Origin of the sequence: Micromonospora sp. CA-244673, from assembly GCF_050948395.1 — a bacterium.
Taxonomy (GTDB): domain Bacteria; phylum Actinomycetota; class Actinomycetes; order Mycobacteriales; family Micromonosporaceae; genus Micromonospora.
Window position 1 is genome coordinate 3979663 of the sequence record NZ_CP192019.1, and the last position, 14597, is coordinate 3994259.

Below are 14597 nucleotides of genomic sequence, written 5' to 3' on the forward strand. Positions count from 1 at the left end.
GGCCTACGATCACCGGGTGAGCGGTGGCACCGTACCGATCGGCCCGGCGCTGGTCGTCGCGCTCACCGCGCTCACCCTGGCCGGCGCCGCCGTGCTGCGGCTCACCGGGCTCGGCCGGGCCCGGACGGTGCTCACCGCGGCGGCCCGGGCCACGATCCAGCTCGGCGCCGTCTCGGTGGTCATCGTCGCGGTGCTCCGCGCCTGGTGGAGCACCGCCGCGTTCGTGCTGCTCATGTACGCCGTCGCCGCGCTCACCGCGCGCCGGCGGATCGGCGCCGAGGGGCCGGCCCGGGTCGCCCCGCTGGCCATCGCCGCCGGGGTGGCGCCCAGCCTGGCCGTGCTCCTGGCGAGCCGGGCCCTGCCGGCGACCCCGCTCGTGGTGCTGCCGACCGCCGGCATCCTGATCGGCGGGGCGATGACCGCGACCAGCCTGGCCGGCCGGCGGACCCTCGACGAGCTGCGCACCCGGCACGGCGAGTACGAGGCGGGGCTGGCCCTGGGGCTGCTCCCCCGCGACGCCGCGCTGGAGATCTGCCGCCCGGCCGCCGGGCAGGCCCTCGTCCCGGCGCTCGACCAGACCCGCACGGTCGGGCTGGTCACCCTGCCCGGCGCGTTCGTCGGCGTGCTGCTCGGCGGGGCCGGTCCGGTCCGCGCCGGAGCCACCCAGCTGCTGATCCTGCTCACCCTGCTGGCCGTGGAGGCGGTGGCCATCGCGGTGGCCGTCGAGCTGCTCGTCCGGGACCGGGCCCGCACCGCGCCCTGACCCCGCGGTGTAGCGGGGGCGCCAACGGGTAACGGCGGGCGGATGACCTGGGTGGGCAACCTGCGCGTCCGGCCCGATCTGCTCTACGTGGCGAGCGGGTGGAGCACGCTCGTCACCGACGTGCGCGGCCGGATCACCGGGACGGACCCGCAGGGCTTCTTCGCCCGCAACACCCGGGTGCTCAACCGGGAGCGGATCACCGTGGACGGCCGCGAGCCGGCGCCGTTCGCCACCGCCAACGTGCGGGGGCACGCCCAGCTCTCCTACGCGGAGCTGGGCGACGGGGAGGTGCTGCCGTCGCGGGCCGCGTACCTGACCGTCGAGCGGTTCGTCGGCCCCGGGCTGCGCAGCCGGTTCACCGTGGTCAGCTACGCCGCCGAGCCGCTGCGGTTCCGGCTGGCGGTGGCGGTCGAGGCGGACTTCGCCGACACCAGTGAGGCCGAGGCGGGCCGCCGGCTCCAGGTCGGCGAGGTGCGTGCCCGGTGGGATCCGGACGCGGCCGAGCTGCTGCTCGGCTACCGGCACGAGGGCCTGGACCGGGCGGTGGCCGTCCGGCTGCGCGCCGACGCCCCGGTGGCGTACGCCGACGGCGGGTTCACCGTCGACCTGGCCGTGCCGCCGGGCGGCACCGCCGGCGTGGACCTGCTCGTCGAGCCGGTCTTCGACGGGACCCGGCTGCCCGCGCCCCCGGCCACCTACGCCGAGCCCGACGACCCGGCCGCCCGGGCCCGGGCGCGGCTGGACGCCGAGCTGGCCCGGCTGTCCAGCAGCAACTTCGACGTCACGGCGGCCTGGCGGTGCGCCGTGCGCGACCTGGCCGTGCTGCCGCTCGGCGAGCCCGCCGGCCCGACCGCGCCGATCGCCGGCCTGCCCATCTACCAGGAGATCTTCGGCCGGGACACGATGACCGCCTCCTGGCAGGCGCTGCTGGCCGGCCCCACCATGCTGGCCGACAGCCTCCGGCTCAACGCCGAGCACCTGGGCCGGCGGCTGGACGACTGGCGGGACGAGGAACCCGGCAAGCCGCTGCACGAGGCCCGGCAGGGGCCGGTCTCCGAGCTCGGGCTGAACCCCTTCACGGCCTACTACGGCGACTGGTCCACGGCGCCGGACTTCCTGGTGTTCCTCGGCCAGTACCTGGCCTGGACCGGCGACCTGGACACCGTGCGGGAGCTGCTGCCCACGGCGGGCCGGGCGCTGGCGTGGATCGACCGGTACGGCGACCCGGACGGCGACGGCTTCCTCGACTACCACTGCCGCTCCCCGGGCGGGCTGAAGAACCAGGGCTGGAAGGACTCGGACACGGCGATCGTCGACGAGCGGGGCGAGGTGGTGCCGAACCCGATCGCCAGCAGCGAGCTGCAGGGCTACTGGTATGCCGCCCTGCGGCACGCCGCCGTCGTGTTCACCGTGACCGGCCACCCGGCCCGGGGCGCCGCCCTGCTGGCCCGCGCCCGGGCGCTGCGCCGGCGGTTCCACCGGGCGTACTGGCTGCCGGACCGGGGCTGCTACGCCATGGCGCTGGGGCCGGACAAGCGCCCGGTCCGCTCGACCAACTCCCACGACGGTCACCTGCTCGCCACCGGCATCGTGCCGGCCCGGGTCGCCGAGCGGGTGGCCGACCGGCTGCTGGCGCCGGACATGTTCAGCGGCTGGGGGGTGCGCACCCTGTCGGCGGAGCACCCGGCCTACAACCCGTTCAGCTACCACCGGGGCAGCGTCTGGCCGGTGGAGGCGGGCACCATCGGCGTGGGGCTGGCCCGGTACGGCTGCTGGCCGCACCTGCACCGGCTGGCCGAGGGCATGTTCGGCGCGGCGGCGCTCTTCGCCGAGCACCGGCTGCCCGAGGTGCTCAGCGGCCTGCCCCGGGACCCGGCCCACCCGCACCCGGGGGTCTACCCGAACTCGTGCTCCCCGCAGGCCTGGTCGGCCAGCGCGGTGGTGGCGCTGGTCCAGGCCCTGCTGGCGCTGCGCCCGGCCGCGCCGCTGCGCGCGGTCCTCGTCGACCCCCACCTGCCCGAGTGGCTGCCCGACCTGCGGCTGGAGGGCGTACGGGTGGGCGGCGCGACGGTGGACCTCACGGTGCGGCGGCGGCGCGGCGGGCGTACGTCGGTGCGGGTGCGCGGCGACCGGCTCGCGGTGGTCCGCCGCGCGCCCCGGCAGGCCGTCACCCTCGCCCGCCGGGAGGTGTAGCCGGCACGGGACGGGGAATCCGGCCGCGCCTGGGGGCCGAGAAGGAAGGATCGGCATGGAGAGTCGCGCGAAGTCGATGGGGCACGCAATTCACCCCATCCTGATCGTGTTTCCGCTCGGACTGCTCGCCACCTCGGTGATCTTCGACATCCTGTACCTGATCACCGATCGGACGGGCTTCCAGGTGTCCGCCGCGTACACCATCGCCGCCGGCGTGATCGGCGGCCTGGTCGCGGCGGTGTTCGGCCTGATCGACTGGCGGGCCATCCCGGCCGGCACCCGCGCCAAGCGGGTCGGCGCGACGCACGGCCTCGGCAACGTGGTCGTGCTGGTGCTGTTCGCGGTGAGCTGGCTGCTGCGTCGGGGCGCGGACAACTGGGATCCGAACGCCGGTGCGCTGATCTGTAGCTTCGCCGGCATCGTGCTGGCCGGGTTCACCGGGTGGCTCGGCGGCGAACTGGTCGAGCGGCTGGGGATGAGCGTGAGCGACGACGCGGGCGTGAACGCGCCGAGTTCGCTGTCCCACCGGCCCCGCGCCCGCGGCGCCTGACCCGCCGAGCGGGCCGGGTGTAGCCGCTCCCCCGCCGGGAAACCCGCCCCGGCCCGGCGGCCGCCGGGCGCCGCCGGGCGCGGGAGAAGGGACGAGCGGATGCAGGCGATCACTCTCGACCGGGACGGGGCGGCGCCGACCGCCCGGGACGACCTCGCGCGTCCCAGCCCCGGCCCGGACGAGGTGCTGGTGCGGGTGCGGGCGTCCTCGATCAACGCCTTCGACCGAAAGGCGGCGGACGGGGCCATGCGGGGGGCCATGGACTACCGGTACCCGGTGGTGCTCGGCAAGGACTTCGCCGGCGAGATCGAGGCGATCGGCGGCACCAGCGAGTTCCGGGTCGGCGACCCGGTGTTCGGGGTGCTCATGCGTTCCTACCTCGGCGACGGCACGTGGGCCGAGTACGTGACGGTGGGCGGCGGTGACGGCGTAGCCCGCGTGCCCGACGGCATCGAACTCGCCACGGCGGGCGTGCTCGGCCTGGCCGGCGCCACGGCGCTCGACACGCTCGACGCGCTGGCCGTCCGCCCCGGCGACACGGTCCTGGTGGCCGGGGCGACCGGCGGGGTCGGCACGCTGGCCGTCCAGTACGCCCGGCTCGCCGGCGCCCGGGTCGTCGCCACCGCCCGATCCGGGCCCGCCACCGACTTCGTCCGGGACCTGGGCGCCGCCGAGGTGGTCGACTACACCGCCGACCTGACCGGGCAGGTACGCGCGCTCGCGCCCGACGGCGTCTCGGCGGTGGTGCACCTGGCCGGTGACGGCGCGCCGCTGGCCGGGCTGCTCGCCGCCGACGGGCGGCTGGCCTCCACCATCGGATTCGGCCCCGACCAGCACCCCGCGGCCGTCTCGATCCTCGGCAAGCCCGAGCGGAAGACGCTCGACCGGCTCGCCGACGACGTGCTGGCCGGCCGCGTCCGGGTACCCGTGGACCGCCGCTACGAGCTGGCCGAGGTGCCCCGGGCGCTGGCCGAGTTCGGCGGCGCCCTGGGCAAGCTCGCGGTCAGCATGCCCTGATCAGCACATTCTTCGAACATCTGTGCGAACATGTGGTCGTGTCGAGCGAGGCCACCATCCTGCACGCCGACCTGGACGCGTTCTACGCCTCGGTCGAGCAGCGCGACGACCCCCGGCTGCGCGGCCGGCCGGTGATCGTCGGCGGCGGCGTGGTGCTCGCCGCCAGCTACGAGGCCAAGGCGCGCGGGGTGCACAGCGCCATGGGCGGCCGGCAGGCCCGGCGGCTCTGCCCGGACGCCGTCGTGGTGCCACCCCGGATGGCGGCCTACACGGCGGCCAGCCGGGCGGTGTTCGAGATCTTCCGGCGGACCACCCCGCTGGTCGAGGGGCTCAGCATCGACGAGGCGTTCCTCGACGTCGGCGGGCTGCGCCGGCTGGTCGGCCCGCCCGCCGGGATCGCGGCCGAGCTGCGCCGGGAGGTACGCCGGCAGGTCGGCCTGCCGATCACCGTGGGGGTGGCCCGGACCAAGTTCCTCGCCAAGGTGGCCAGCGGCGTGGCCAAGCCGGACGGGCTGCTGGTCGTCGCGCCGGAGGGCGAGCTGGCCTTCCTGCACCCGCTGCCGGTGGAGCGGCTCTGGGGCGTCGGCCCGGTCACCGCCGCGAAGCTGCGCGAACGGGGTCTGCGCACGGTCGGGCAGGTGGCCCGCCTCGACGAGCCCACCCTCGTGTCGCTGCTGGGCGCGGGCGCCGGCCGTCACCTGCACGCCCTCGCCCACAACCGCGACCCGCGTGCCGTGCAGGTCGGCCGCCGGCGCTCCTCGATGGGCGCCCAGCACGCGCTGGGCCGCGAGCCGCACTCCCCCGCCGAGCTGGACGCCGTGCTGGCCGGGCTGGTCGACCGGGTGACCGGGCGGCTGCGGGCGGCCCGGCGCACCGGCCGCACGGTGACCCTGCGGCTGCGTTTCGCCGACTACACCCGGGCCACCCGAGCGCACACGCTGGACAAGCCGACGGCGCAGACCGCGCCGCTGCGGGCCGCCGCCCGGTCGCTGCTGCGGGCGGCGCTGCCGGAGATCGAGACCCGGGGCGTCACCCTCATCGGGGTCGCCGTCGGCAACCTGGACGACGGGCACGTGCAGCTCACGCTGCCCTTCACCCGTGACCCGGGGCCCGCGCTGGACGAGGCCGTGGACGCGGTGCGGGACCGGTTCGGGTCGCGGGCGCTGACCCGCGGGGTGCTGCTCGGGCGCGACCCCGGACTCGAGATGCCGATGCTGCCCGACTGACGGTACGGTCCCCCGATGTCGATGTTCCGCGCTCCCCAGGTGATCCTGTTCAGCGAGGACGTGCCCCGGGCCGTCGCCTTCTACGCCGGGCTCGGCTTCACCGAGACCTTCCGGGTGCCCGCCGAGGGCACGCCCATCCACGTCGACCTGACGCTGGACGGCTACCGGATCGGCATCGCCTCGGTGGCGTCCACCCGCGACGACCACGGGCTCGACCCGGTGCCGAACGGGCAGCGCGCCGCCGTGATCCTCTGGACCGACGACACCGCGGCCGCGTACGCGACGCTGACCGCGGCCGGCGCGCCGGCTCTCGCCGCCCCGCACGTGTGGCTGGACCGGCTGCTCATCGCCTGGACGGCCGACCCCGACGGCAACCCCGTCCAACTCGTCCAGCCCCTGCCGGCCGACGCCACCTGAGTGCGCCGCCTCCTCCCCGGGTAGGAGGCGGCGTCTCCAACCTGCGGCCGGCATCGGGGCCGCTGGTCGGGCGCGACCGGGCGGCCCGGTCACGAGCATCTACAGGCATGACTACCGTGCTGAACCGGGCGGCCCACTGGCACCGCCCCCTCATGCTGTTCGTCGCGGCGATGGCGGCGCTCACCGTCGTCGCGGCCATCGGCGTCGTGGCCGACCCGCGGGTGCTCACCGGTGCCCCGATCTGGCTCAAGCCGCTGAAGTTCGCCGTCTCGTTCGTGCTCTACGGCACCACCCTCGCCTGGATGCTCACCCTGCTGCCGCGGCGCAGCCGGGTCGCCGAGTGGGCGGCCACCCTGATCGTCGCGATGGCCGTGGTGGAGATGGCCATCATCGTCACGCAGGTGCTGCGCGGCACCACCAGCCACTTCAACGGCACCACGCCGCTGAACGCCGCCCTGTTCTCGGCCATGGGCATCGCGATCATGGTGCTCTTCGTCGCCCAACTGGTCATCGGGATCGTGGCGCTGATCCGACGCGCGGCGGACCGGGTCGCCGGGTACGCCGTCCGGCTGGGCCTCGGCCTGTCCCTGCTCGGCATGCTGGTCGCCGTCCCCATGGTGACCCGCACGCCCGAGTCGGCGGCCGAGGAGATCAGCGGGGCGCACAGCGTCGGCGTGGCCGACGGCGGGCCGGGGCTGCCCCTGGTCGGCTGGAGCACCACCGGCGGTGACCTGCGGATCGGGCACTTCGTCGGGCTGCACGCCCTCCAGGCGCTGCCGCTGCTGGCCATCCTGCTCAACCGGTTCCTCGCCACCCGGCTGGACGAGCCGACCCGGGCCCGCCTGCTGCTCGTCGCCGGCGCGGCGTACGGCGCGGCCACGCTGCTGCTCACCTGGCAGGCGCTGCGCGGGCAGCCGCTGCTGCGCCCGGACGCGCTCACCCTGGCCGTCGCGGCGGCCCTGGTGGCAGCCACGGCGACCGCCGCCGGTGCGGTCCTGGCCCGCGGCCAGCGCCGCCCGGAGACGGTGGTGGCCGCGTGACCGGGACGCTGTTCACCCTGACGTTCGCGGTCGCCGCGCCGTTCTGGGCGCTGATGATCCTGGCCCCGCGCTGGTCGTGGACGGCCCGGATCGTCGGCTCGCCGCTGATCGCGCTCCCCGTTCTGCTGATCTACGCGATCCTGGTCCTCCCGGCGTTCGGGCGAGTGCTGCCGGTGGTCACCGCACCGACCCTGGCCGGCGTCCGGGACCTGCTGGGCAGTGTGGACGGCGCGGCCGCGGCCTGGGCCCACCTGGTCGGGTTCGACCTGTTCGCCGGCCGGTGGATGTGGCGGGACAGCCGGGATCGCGGCATGCCGGCGCTGCTCATGGCGCCGGTGCTGGTCCTGACCACCCTGCTCGGACCGCTCGGCCTGGCCGTACACCTGGCGCTGCGCCCCGCGTGGGGCCGGCCGGCCGTGACCCCGCCTCCCGGCCGCGGCCGGCCGGCCGTCACCCCGGCTGCCGGCCCCACCGCCTAGGCTGGCGTCGTGGGCTGGGTGGGGCGCCTCTTCGACGCGCGGGACACGCTCGCGCGGATGCTGCTGCTGGACCTCAGCGGCCTCGGCTACCTGGTCTTCGGCGCCCAGGGCCACCATTCGCCGACGGCCACGCAGTGGGCGCTGGCCCTGCTCGCGTTCGCCGCCGCGCTGGTGTTCCACCGCCGGCCGCTGGTGAACCTGGTGACGCAGGCCGCGCTGCTGGCGGTCGCCTTCCCGCTGGTCGACGACACGACGATCAACCAGGTCGGGGCCAGCTGGGCGCTGCTGGAGCTGACCATGTGGGCCGAGCGGCCCCGGACCGTCTGGCTGGCCGCCGGGCTGCTGGTCGCGGTCGACCTGACCGACTCGATCGGTGACCCGGTCCGGCGGATGCTCTCCGGCGTCTTCGGCCTGACCGTCGAGGTGGGCCTGCCGCTGCTGCTCGGCCTTGTCATCCGGACCACCCGGGAGCTGGCGCGGCAGGCCGAGGAGCGGGCCGCGGCCGAGCAGCGCCGGCGGGAGTCGGAGAGCCGCGCCGCCCGCGCCGACGAGCGCACCGCCATCGCCCGCGAGCTGCACGACGTGGTGGCGCACCACGTCGCGTCGATGGTGCTGCGGGTCGGCGTGGCCCGGCACGTGCTGCCGGACCTGGATCCGCGGGTGGGTGAGGTGTTCGACGACGTGCACGGCACCGGGACGGCGGCGTTGAACGACCTGCGCCGCCTGGTGGCGGTCCTGCGCGACCCCGACGGTGTCCGCGACGCCGCGCTGACCGCGATCGAGCCGTCGGCGCTCCCGGCGGCGCTGGACGCGGCGGTGGACCGGGCCCGCCAGGCCGGCGTCATCGTCGAGGCCGACGTCGCCCCGGCGGTCGGGACGCTGGACGCGGTGCGCGGCCAGGCGGTCCTGCGGCTGACCCAGGAGGCACTGACCAACGTGGCCAAACACGCCGGCGCCGCGGCACGGGCCCGGCTGGCCGTGGCGGTGGTCGACGGATCCGTCCACTGGGAGGTGTCGGACGACGGGCGGGGCTCGGCGCCGGCCGTGGTGCCGGCCGGCGGCGGTCACGGCCTCACCGGGATGCGGGAGCGGGTCGAGGTGCTCGGCGGGCGGCTGGAGGCCGGCCCCACCGGCGCCGGCTGGCGGGTCCGGACCGTCCTGCCGGCCGGGGTCCCCGCACCGGACGGGCCGCCCGGCGCCCCGGCCCACCAGCCGGCGGCGCCCCGCCCGCGGCCCGCCGGCCCGCACGCCCCGGAGCCGGCGTGATCCGCGTCCTGCTGGTCGACGACCAGCACCTCATCCGCGCCGGCCTCCGCATGCTCTGCGACGCCCAGCCCGACCTGGAGGTGGTCGGCGAGGCCGACAACGGGCGGGAGGCGATCGGCCTGGCCGCGCGGCTGCTGCCCGACGTGGTCGTGATGGACCTGCGGATGCCCGGCGTCGACGGCATCACGGCGACCAGCCGGATCCTCGCCGAACGCCCCGCCACCCGGGTGCTGGTGCTCACCACGTTCGGCGACGACGACCACCTCTACCCGGCGCTGACCGCCGGCGCCTGCGGGTTCCTGCTCAAGGACGCACCGCCCGCCGACCTGCTCGACGGTGTGCGCCGGGCGGCCGCCGGGGACAGCCCGTTCAGCCCGGAGGTGCTGCGGCGGCTGGTCCAGCGGGCGGTGCACGCGCGCGCCGAGGCGCCCCGGCCGGTGCACGGCCTGACCACGCGCGAGCGGGACGTGCTGAACCTGGTGGCCGAGGGCCTGTCCAACACCGAGATCGCCGACCGGCTGCACATCGGCGTCACCACGGTCAAGACCCACATCACCAGCCTCATGACCAAGACGGACAGCCCCAACCGGGTGCGCCTGGCGCTCTGGGCCCGCGGCGCCTGAGCGCCGGGCCGGCCTCACTCCTCGATGGCGCCGCCCACCGCGCGCAGGTGCTCCCGGAAGGTCAGCGCCGGGTTCTCCGCCCGGCCAGCCAGGTACGCCCCGAACCCGACCTGCGCCCGCAGCGGCTCACCGGCCCGGATCCGGTCCGCCTGCCGTCGCTCGGTGTCCCGGATGGACTCCGCGAGGTCGAACAGCTCCCCGGCACGGCCGGCCGGCACGAAGAGCACCCCGTCGTCGTCGGCCAGGGCCACGTCGCCGGGGTCGACCGTCCAGGGCCCGACCCGCGCCGAGGCCAGTGCCTCGACCGGCCGCGGGTCCAGCCGCCGCGGCCCGGTGGGGGTGGCGCCGAGGCTGAACACCGGCAGCCCGACGGCCCGGATGTCGCCGGTGTCCCGGTGCAGGCCCCAGACCACCAGGCCGGCCAGGCCGGCGCCCCGTGCCTCCAGCACCACGAGGTCACCGACGCACGCCTCGTCGGTGCGCCCGTCGTTGTCCACCACCAGCACGTCGCCGGGAGCCGCCCGCTCGATCGCCTCCAGGAAGATGTCGACGCTGCCGACGTGCCGGGCCGGCAGCACCCGCCCGGCCAGCCGGCCACCGGCCAGCACCGGCCGGACGCCGGCCGGTGCGCAGCGCACCGGGACGGCGGCCCGCAGGCAGGCGTCGGCGACGTGGGCGGTGGTCAGCGCGGCGAACCGCCGGGACAGGTCTAGGCGGTCGATGCTCATGGGCCGACGCTAGCCAGCGGGAGCGGTGCGTGGGAGCGACCACTTCCCGGCCCGTGGCTCCGGTTCGCCGGGAGGTCGGAATCACGTCGGGTGGGGTGTGCGCGTCGGCGGGCGGAACGCGTCGGGGCGGCCGCCCCGGCGCCGGGCCACCCGGGTCCGCCGCCGGGAACGCGGGTCGCGCGGAACCGCCCGGGCCATGTGCGCCCGCAGCGGCGGGCGCAGTTCCGCCTCGCCCGCCCCGGCCGCCGTGCGCACCATCCGGTTGGCGTCGTCCGGGTCGCAGCCGGCGGCCCGCAGCACCTCGCTGTCCGCCGTGCGTAGGTCGATGATCACGCCGTCGCCGTAGGAGCGGACCCCCTGCGCCCAGGCCCGGCCGGCCAGCTCGGCGCTCTCCCGGACCAGCCGGCGGGTGTCGGTCAGGTCCCCCTCGCCCTCGCGGCACTCGCGGCGCATGACGCGGACGGCCTCGCCGAGGCGGGTCACGGACTCGGCCAGGGTCGGCGGGATCGGCTCGTCGTACTGCAGGGCGGTGGCGGAGCGGCGGGCCACCGAGCGGGCGTACAGGATCACCCGCTCCAGGTGTTGCGCGGCGGCCGCGTACCGGTGGAACTGGGCGCGCCGGCGCCAGCGGACCGGCGCGAGGGTGACCACCTCCTCCGCTCCGCTGAGCGCGTCGTTGAGCCGTCCCACGTCGGCGTCGAGCCCCCGCATCCGCTCCAGCGAGCGGATGGCCGCGTCGGCGTCCCGGGCGGTCAGCGCCGCGGCGACGGCGTCGAGTTCGGCGGTCAACGCGGTGACGACCGGCTCGGTCGCCCGGTCCAGCACCCGCAGCGGGTTGACCGGCAGCAGCAGCGCCACCACGAAGAGGCCGACCAGGCCGCCGACCAGCGCGTCGAAGATCCGGGGTAGCTCCAGGCCGGGCTGGACCGGGGCGAGGGTGGCGATCAGCACGGCCGTACCGCCGGCCTGGCCGACCAGGGCGCCCCCGCGCCCGGCGACCAGCAGCGCGGTGGCGATGGCCAGGGCCACCACGAGGCCGGTCTGCCACGACCCGGAGCCGAGCAGGTCGCGCAGTACGTCGCCGACCACGATGCCGAGCCCCACCCCGACCAGCAGTTCGAAGGTGCGCCGGGCCCGCTGGCCGATGGCGGTGGCGATGGTGCCGACCGCGGCGGCCGGCGCGAAGACGTGCGCGCCGGAGCCGAGCAGGCGCTGGGCGAGCAGCGCGGCGAGCGCCGCGGCCAGCCCGGCCTGCACGGCGATCACGATGGTGAGCTCCAGCTGCCGCAGCCGCAGCCGGCCCGCCGCGAAGCCCTCGGCGCGGACGTGGGCCAGCTCCCGCCCGGCTCGCTCGGCGGCTTGGTCGAGAGGCGAGCGGTCGGTGTCGGGGCGCTCGTCGGCCATGGCGGCGGTTACCCGGCGCGGCGCGGGTGAATCGTCCGGTTGCGGCGCGGGCCGCTCCGCCGGCCGGTTCTGGGCGGCGTCAGCCGGCCCAGCGGCCGGCCAGCACCGCGACGCCGTCGCCCTCCAGTTCCGGCAGGGCCACCCGGCGACCGGTCAGCGTCAGCAGCATCGCCTCGCCGGTGCCCCGCACCACCGGCCCCGACCCGGACGCCCAGCCCAGGTCGGTGGCCTCGAACCGCAGCCCAGCCACCCGGCGCCGGTTCACAAAGCCGACCGCCCGGCCGCCGGCCAGGAAGTCCAGCGAGGTGCGCGCCCGGTCGGGGTCCAGGTCGGCGGGGAGGCCGAGCGGCCGACGGATGTCGAGCCCGTGCACCTGCAGGTCGGTGAGCTGGCCGAAGTATCCGACCACGGGCGGCCGGAACCGGTTCTCAGCGTGCTCGCGCAGGGCGGCGGCCAGCTCGGCGGCGGGCCGCCGGGCCATCTGTTGGGCCAGCCGCGCGTTGGCGACGTGCAGCCGGAAACCCGCGCGCAGCACCAGCCCCAGCAGCGTCCACGGTGACCCGACAAGCGGCGACACCAGGTGCCCGGCGACCTCCCGCACCGTCCACGAGCCGCAGAGGCTCGGGGTGTCCAGCTGCGCCGGAGTGAGCGAGTCGATCAGGTCGGCCGTCCGGCGCCGCTCGGCGGCGATCATCGGCAGCAGGTCGGTTTCCACCGCCCCATTCTGGCCGCCGGCCGCCACCCCCCGCTGCCCCCGCCGGACGGCGTCAGCGGCGGAAGGTGCGGTCGAGCAGGCCGAACAGGGCGGCCCAGTGCCGCTCGGTGGCCGCCTCGTCGTACATCGGGGTGTCGGACTGGGTGTAGCCGTGGCGGGCCCCGGCGTAGACCTCCGAGCGGTAGGTGACGCCGGCCGCGTCCAGGGCCTTCTCCAGCGTGGCGATCTGCTCGGCGGTCATCGACGGGTCCTGGTCGGCGTGCCCGAAGTACAGCTCGCCGGTGACCGCGCCGACGCCCAGGTGCGGGCTGTCCGGGGCGTCGGACACCACGCGCCCGGCGTGGAAGGCGGCCGCCGCGGCGATCCGGTCCGGGTGCGCCTCGATGGCCCGCAGGGCGTTGGTGCCGCCCATGCAGTAGCCGGCAACGGCCGCCGGCCCGGGCGCGACGCCGGGCTGCGCGGCGAGGAAGTCCAGGTAGGCGGCGGTGTCCCGGGCGATGACGTCCGGGGTGAGCGCGCCGATCATCGGGGAGATCTTCTCGAACAGCGCGCCGCGCCGGTTCTCGTCGTGCAGGCCGGAGAGGTCGACCAGCGGGGCGCGGCCGAAGCGGTGGAACAGGTTCGGCACCAGGACGACGTACCCGCGGGCGGCGATGGTCCCGGCCATCTCGGCCATCCTCGGCCGGAGCCCGAACGCGTCCATGAAGACCAGGACCGCCGGGAAGGGCCCGTCCCCGTCGGGTCGGGCGAGAAGGGCGTCCGCCACCCCGTCGCCGGTCGGCACGTCCACGGTCGTCGTCTGCACTCTCCGGACCTCCCTGCGCTGCGGTTTCCGCGGTGCACGCTACCCCCGCCCCCGGGGCCCGGCACGGGAAGCCCCTTCCGCCGGGCACGGTCGGAGAGCATCCTGGATGGATGGGAGAGGTGCGACCGATGCCCAGTTTCGGGGACCTGTTCACCGACCTGCGCGGCGAGGACCGGACCCTGCGGGTCAGCTCCACCCGGACCGCGGCGCCGTGGTGCTGTCGCTGTGGAGCGGCACGCTGTGCCGGCGGCTCGTTCCGGATGCCCGCCGACGACGTGGACCGGCTCGTCGCGCTGCTCACCGCCGTGCGGGCCGCCGGCGACGGAAGCGACCCGGCCGGCCCGGGAACGGCCGCCGTCGAGGTCGCCACCGCGGTCGCCGACCCGGCCGTGGAGCGCACGGGCGACGTCTCGGGTACGGCCCGGCGCGTACCCCTGCCACCCGTGCCCGCGCCCCGGGTCGCCTGACCGGGCGGAAACCGGACTAACGCGGGGACTTTTCTCCTTCCGCGAACTACCTTCCGGGTAGGAGTTCGGAAGGGAGGGACGATGATTCCCGTCTCGTCACACACCAGGCGCCACCGCCACCCCGCCGCGTTCGGGACGGCCCTCCTGGTCGCCGCCGGCCTGGCCGGCGTGACCGGCCCGGCCGCCGCCGCCTCGGCCGCCCCCGCCCACGCCTCGGCCGCCCCGGCCGCCTCGGCCGTCACGCTCGCCGCCACCAGCCGGCCGATGCTGCGGCAGGGCTCCCGGGGAGCCGCGGTCAGCACGCTGCAGACGCGGCTCACCGCCCTGCACTACGACGTGGGCGGCGTCGACGGCATCTTCGGGCCGTCGACGCATCACGCGGTCGTCGCCTTCCAGAAGGTCAACGGCCTGGTCCGCGACGGCATCGTGGGGCCGCGCACCTGGGCGGCGCTCGACCGTCCGGTCGTCCCCAAGCCGAAGTACACCCACTCCGGCTACTCGGTGGAGGCCAACCTCACCCGGCAGGTGGTCTACCTGGCCAAGGGCGGGGCGGTGGTCCGCATCCTGGACGCCTCCAGCGGCAAGGCCAGCACCCCCACGCCGACCGGCACCTGGACGGTGCAACGCCGCATCGACGGCTGGCGGCAGAGCGACCTCGGCCTGCTGTGGCGGCCGAACTACTTCTACCGGGGCTACGCGCTGCACGGCGCGACCTCCGTGCCCACCTACCCGGCCAGCCACGGCTGCGTCCGGGTGCCCGTCCCGGCGATGAACCGGCTCTGGGCGACCATCGGCGTCGGCACCCCGGTGCACGTCTACCGCTGACGGTCACCCGACGGCGGCCCCGGTGCGTCCGGGGCCGCCGCGTCGTTTGCGGGGGCGGAGCGCGGGAAGACGGCTTCTC

At 76.4% G+C, this 14597-nt stretch carries 16 protein-coding genes; 12 read left to right on the forward strand and 4 right to left on the reverse strand.

The window, feature by feature from the left end; all coding sequences use genetic code 11:
• Positions 1-16 precede the first annotated feature (16 nt).
• The 10 genes from ACQP12_RS18625 (at position 17) to ACQP12_RS18670 (ending at position 9574) form a co-directional block, all read left to right on the forward strand.
• Positions 17-763, forward strand: a complete 747-nt coding sequence (locus ACQP12_RS18625) for an ABC transporter permease (protein ID WP_433280508.1) — start codon at positions 17-19, stop codon at positions 761-763.
• Positions 764-805: 42 nt separating this feature from the next.
• Positions 806-2956 (forward strand): amylo-alpha-1,6-glucosidase, encoded by a 2151-nt coding sequence (locus ACQP12_RS18630; RefSeq protein WP_433280510.1) that lies wholly within the window; start codon positions 806-808, stop codon positions 2954-2956.
• A gap of 55 nt (positions 2957-3011) precedes the next feature.
• On the forward strand, positions 3012-3506 hold the full coding sequence (locus ACQP12_RS18635; protein ID WP_357946964.1) for a DUF2231 domain-containing protein: 495 nt from the start codon (positions 3012-3014) through the stop codon (positions 3504-3506).
• A gap of 99 nt (positions 3507-3605) precedes the next feature.
• Positions 3606-4523 (forward strand): NADP-dependent oxidoreductase, encoded by a 918-nt coding sequence (locus ACQP12_RS18640; RefSeq protein ID WP_433280512.1) that lies wholly within the window; start codon positions 3606-3608, stop codon positions 4521-4523.
• Positions 4524-4561: 38 nt separating this feature from the next.
• Positions 4562-5749, forward strand: a complete 1188-nt coding sequence (dinB, locus tag ACQP12_RS18645) for a DNA polymerase IV (protein ID WP_433280514.1) — start codon at positions 4562-4564, stop codon at positions 5747-5749.
• A 15-nt stretch (positions 5750-5764) separates the two neighbouring features.
• Positions 5765-6166: a VOC family protein gene (locus tag ACQP12_RS18650; protein WP_357946957.1), complete on the forward strand. Its 402-nt coding sequence runs from the start codon at positions 5765-5767 to the stop codon at positions 6164-6166.
• Positions 6167-6273: 107 nt separating this feature from the next.
• On the forward strand, positions 6274-7206 hold the full coding sequence (locus ACQP12_RS18655) for a hypothetical protein (RefSeq protein ID WP_433280516.1): 933 nt from the start codon (positions 6274-6276) through the stop codon (positions 7204-7206).
• Positions 7203-7685: an ABA4-like family protein gene (locus ACQP12_RS18660; protein WP_433280518.1), complete on the forward strand. Its 483-nt coding sequence runs from the start codon at positions 7203-7205 to the stop codon at positions 7683-7685. The genes ACQP12_RS18655 and ACQP12_RS18660 overlap by 4 nt, the downstream gene beginning before the upstream one ends.
• A 9-nt stretch (positions 7686-7694) precedes the next feature.
• Complete coding sequence (locus ACQP12_RS18665) at positions 7695-8951, forward strand: sensor histidine kinase (protein WP_433280520.1); 1257 nt, start codon at positions 7695-7697, stop codon at positions 8949-8951.
• Positions 8948-9574: a response regulator transcription factor gene (locus ACQP12_RS18670; RefSeq protein WP_357946945.1), complete on the forward strand. Its 627-nt coding sequence runs from the start codon at positions 8948-8950 to the stop codon at positions 9572-9574. The genes ACQP12_RS18665 and ACQP12_RS18670 overlap by 4 nt, the downstream gene beginning before the upstream one ends.
• Before the next feature lie 14 nt (positions 9575-9588).
• Here ACQP12_RS18670 and ACQP12_RS18675 read toward each other — a convergent pair whose 3' ends face one another.
• The 4 genes from ACQP12_RS18675 to ACQP12_RS18690 form a co-directional block, all read right to left on the reverse strand.
• Positions 9589-10302, reverse strand: coding sequence for an RraA family protein (locus ACQP12_RS18675; RefSeq protein WP_433280523.1), 714 nt, complete (start codon positions 10300-10302; stop codon positions 9589-9591).
• An 81-nt stretch (positions 10303-10383) separates the two neighbouring features.
• On the reverse strand, positions 10384-11706 hold the full coding sequence (locus ACQP12_RS18680; protein WP_433280525.1) for an FUSC family protein: 1323 nt from the start codon (positions 11704-11706) through the stop codon (positions 10384-10386).
• Between the two features lie 79 nt (positions 11707-11785).
• A complete protein-coding gene (locus tag ACQP12_RS18685) occupies positions 11786-12421 on the reverse strand; it encodes a maleylpyruvate isomerase family mycothiol-dependent enzyme (protein ID WP_433280527.1) in 636 nt (211 codons plus the stop codon).
• Between the two features lie 52 nt (positions 12422-12473).
• Positions 12474-13226, reverse strand: coding sequence for a dienelactone hydrolase family protein (locus ACQP12_RS18690; RefSeq protein ID WP_433280529.1), 753 nt, complete (start codon positions 13224-13226; stop codon positions 12474-12476).
• Positions 13227-13354: 128 nt separating this feature from the next.
• On the opposite strand from ACQP12_RS18690, the gene ACQP12_RS18695 reads away from it, so the two are divergent.
• Together ACQP12_RS18695 and ACQP12_RS18700 are read left to right on the forward strand one after the other, a co-directional pair.
• Positions 13355-13693: a hypothetical protein gene (locus ACQP12_RS18695; RefSeq protein WP_433280531.1), complete on the forward strand. Its 339-nt coding sequence runs from the start codon at positions 13355-13357 to the stop codon at positions 13691-13693.
• Positions 13694-13774: 81 nt separating this feature from the next.
• Positions 13775-14518 carry a L,D-transpeptidase family protein gene (locus tag ACQP12_RS18700; RefSeq protein WP_433280533.1) on the forward strand — a complete coding sequence of 248 codons (744 nt, stop codon included), beginning with the start codon at positions 13775-13777 and terminating at the stop codon, positions 14516-14518.
• The last annotated feature ends 79 nt before the right edge of the window (positions 14519-14597 follow it).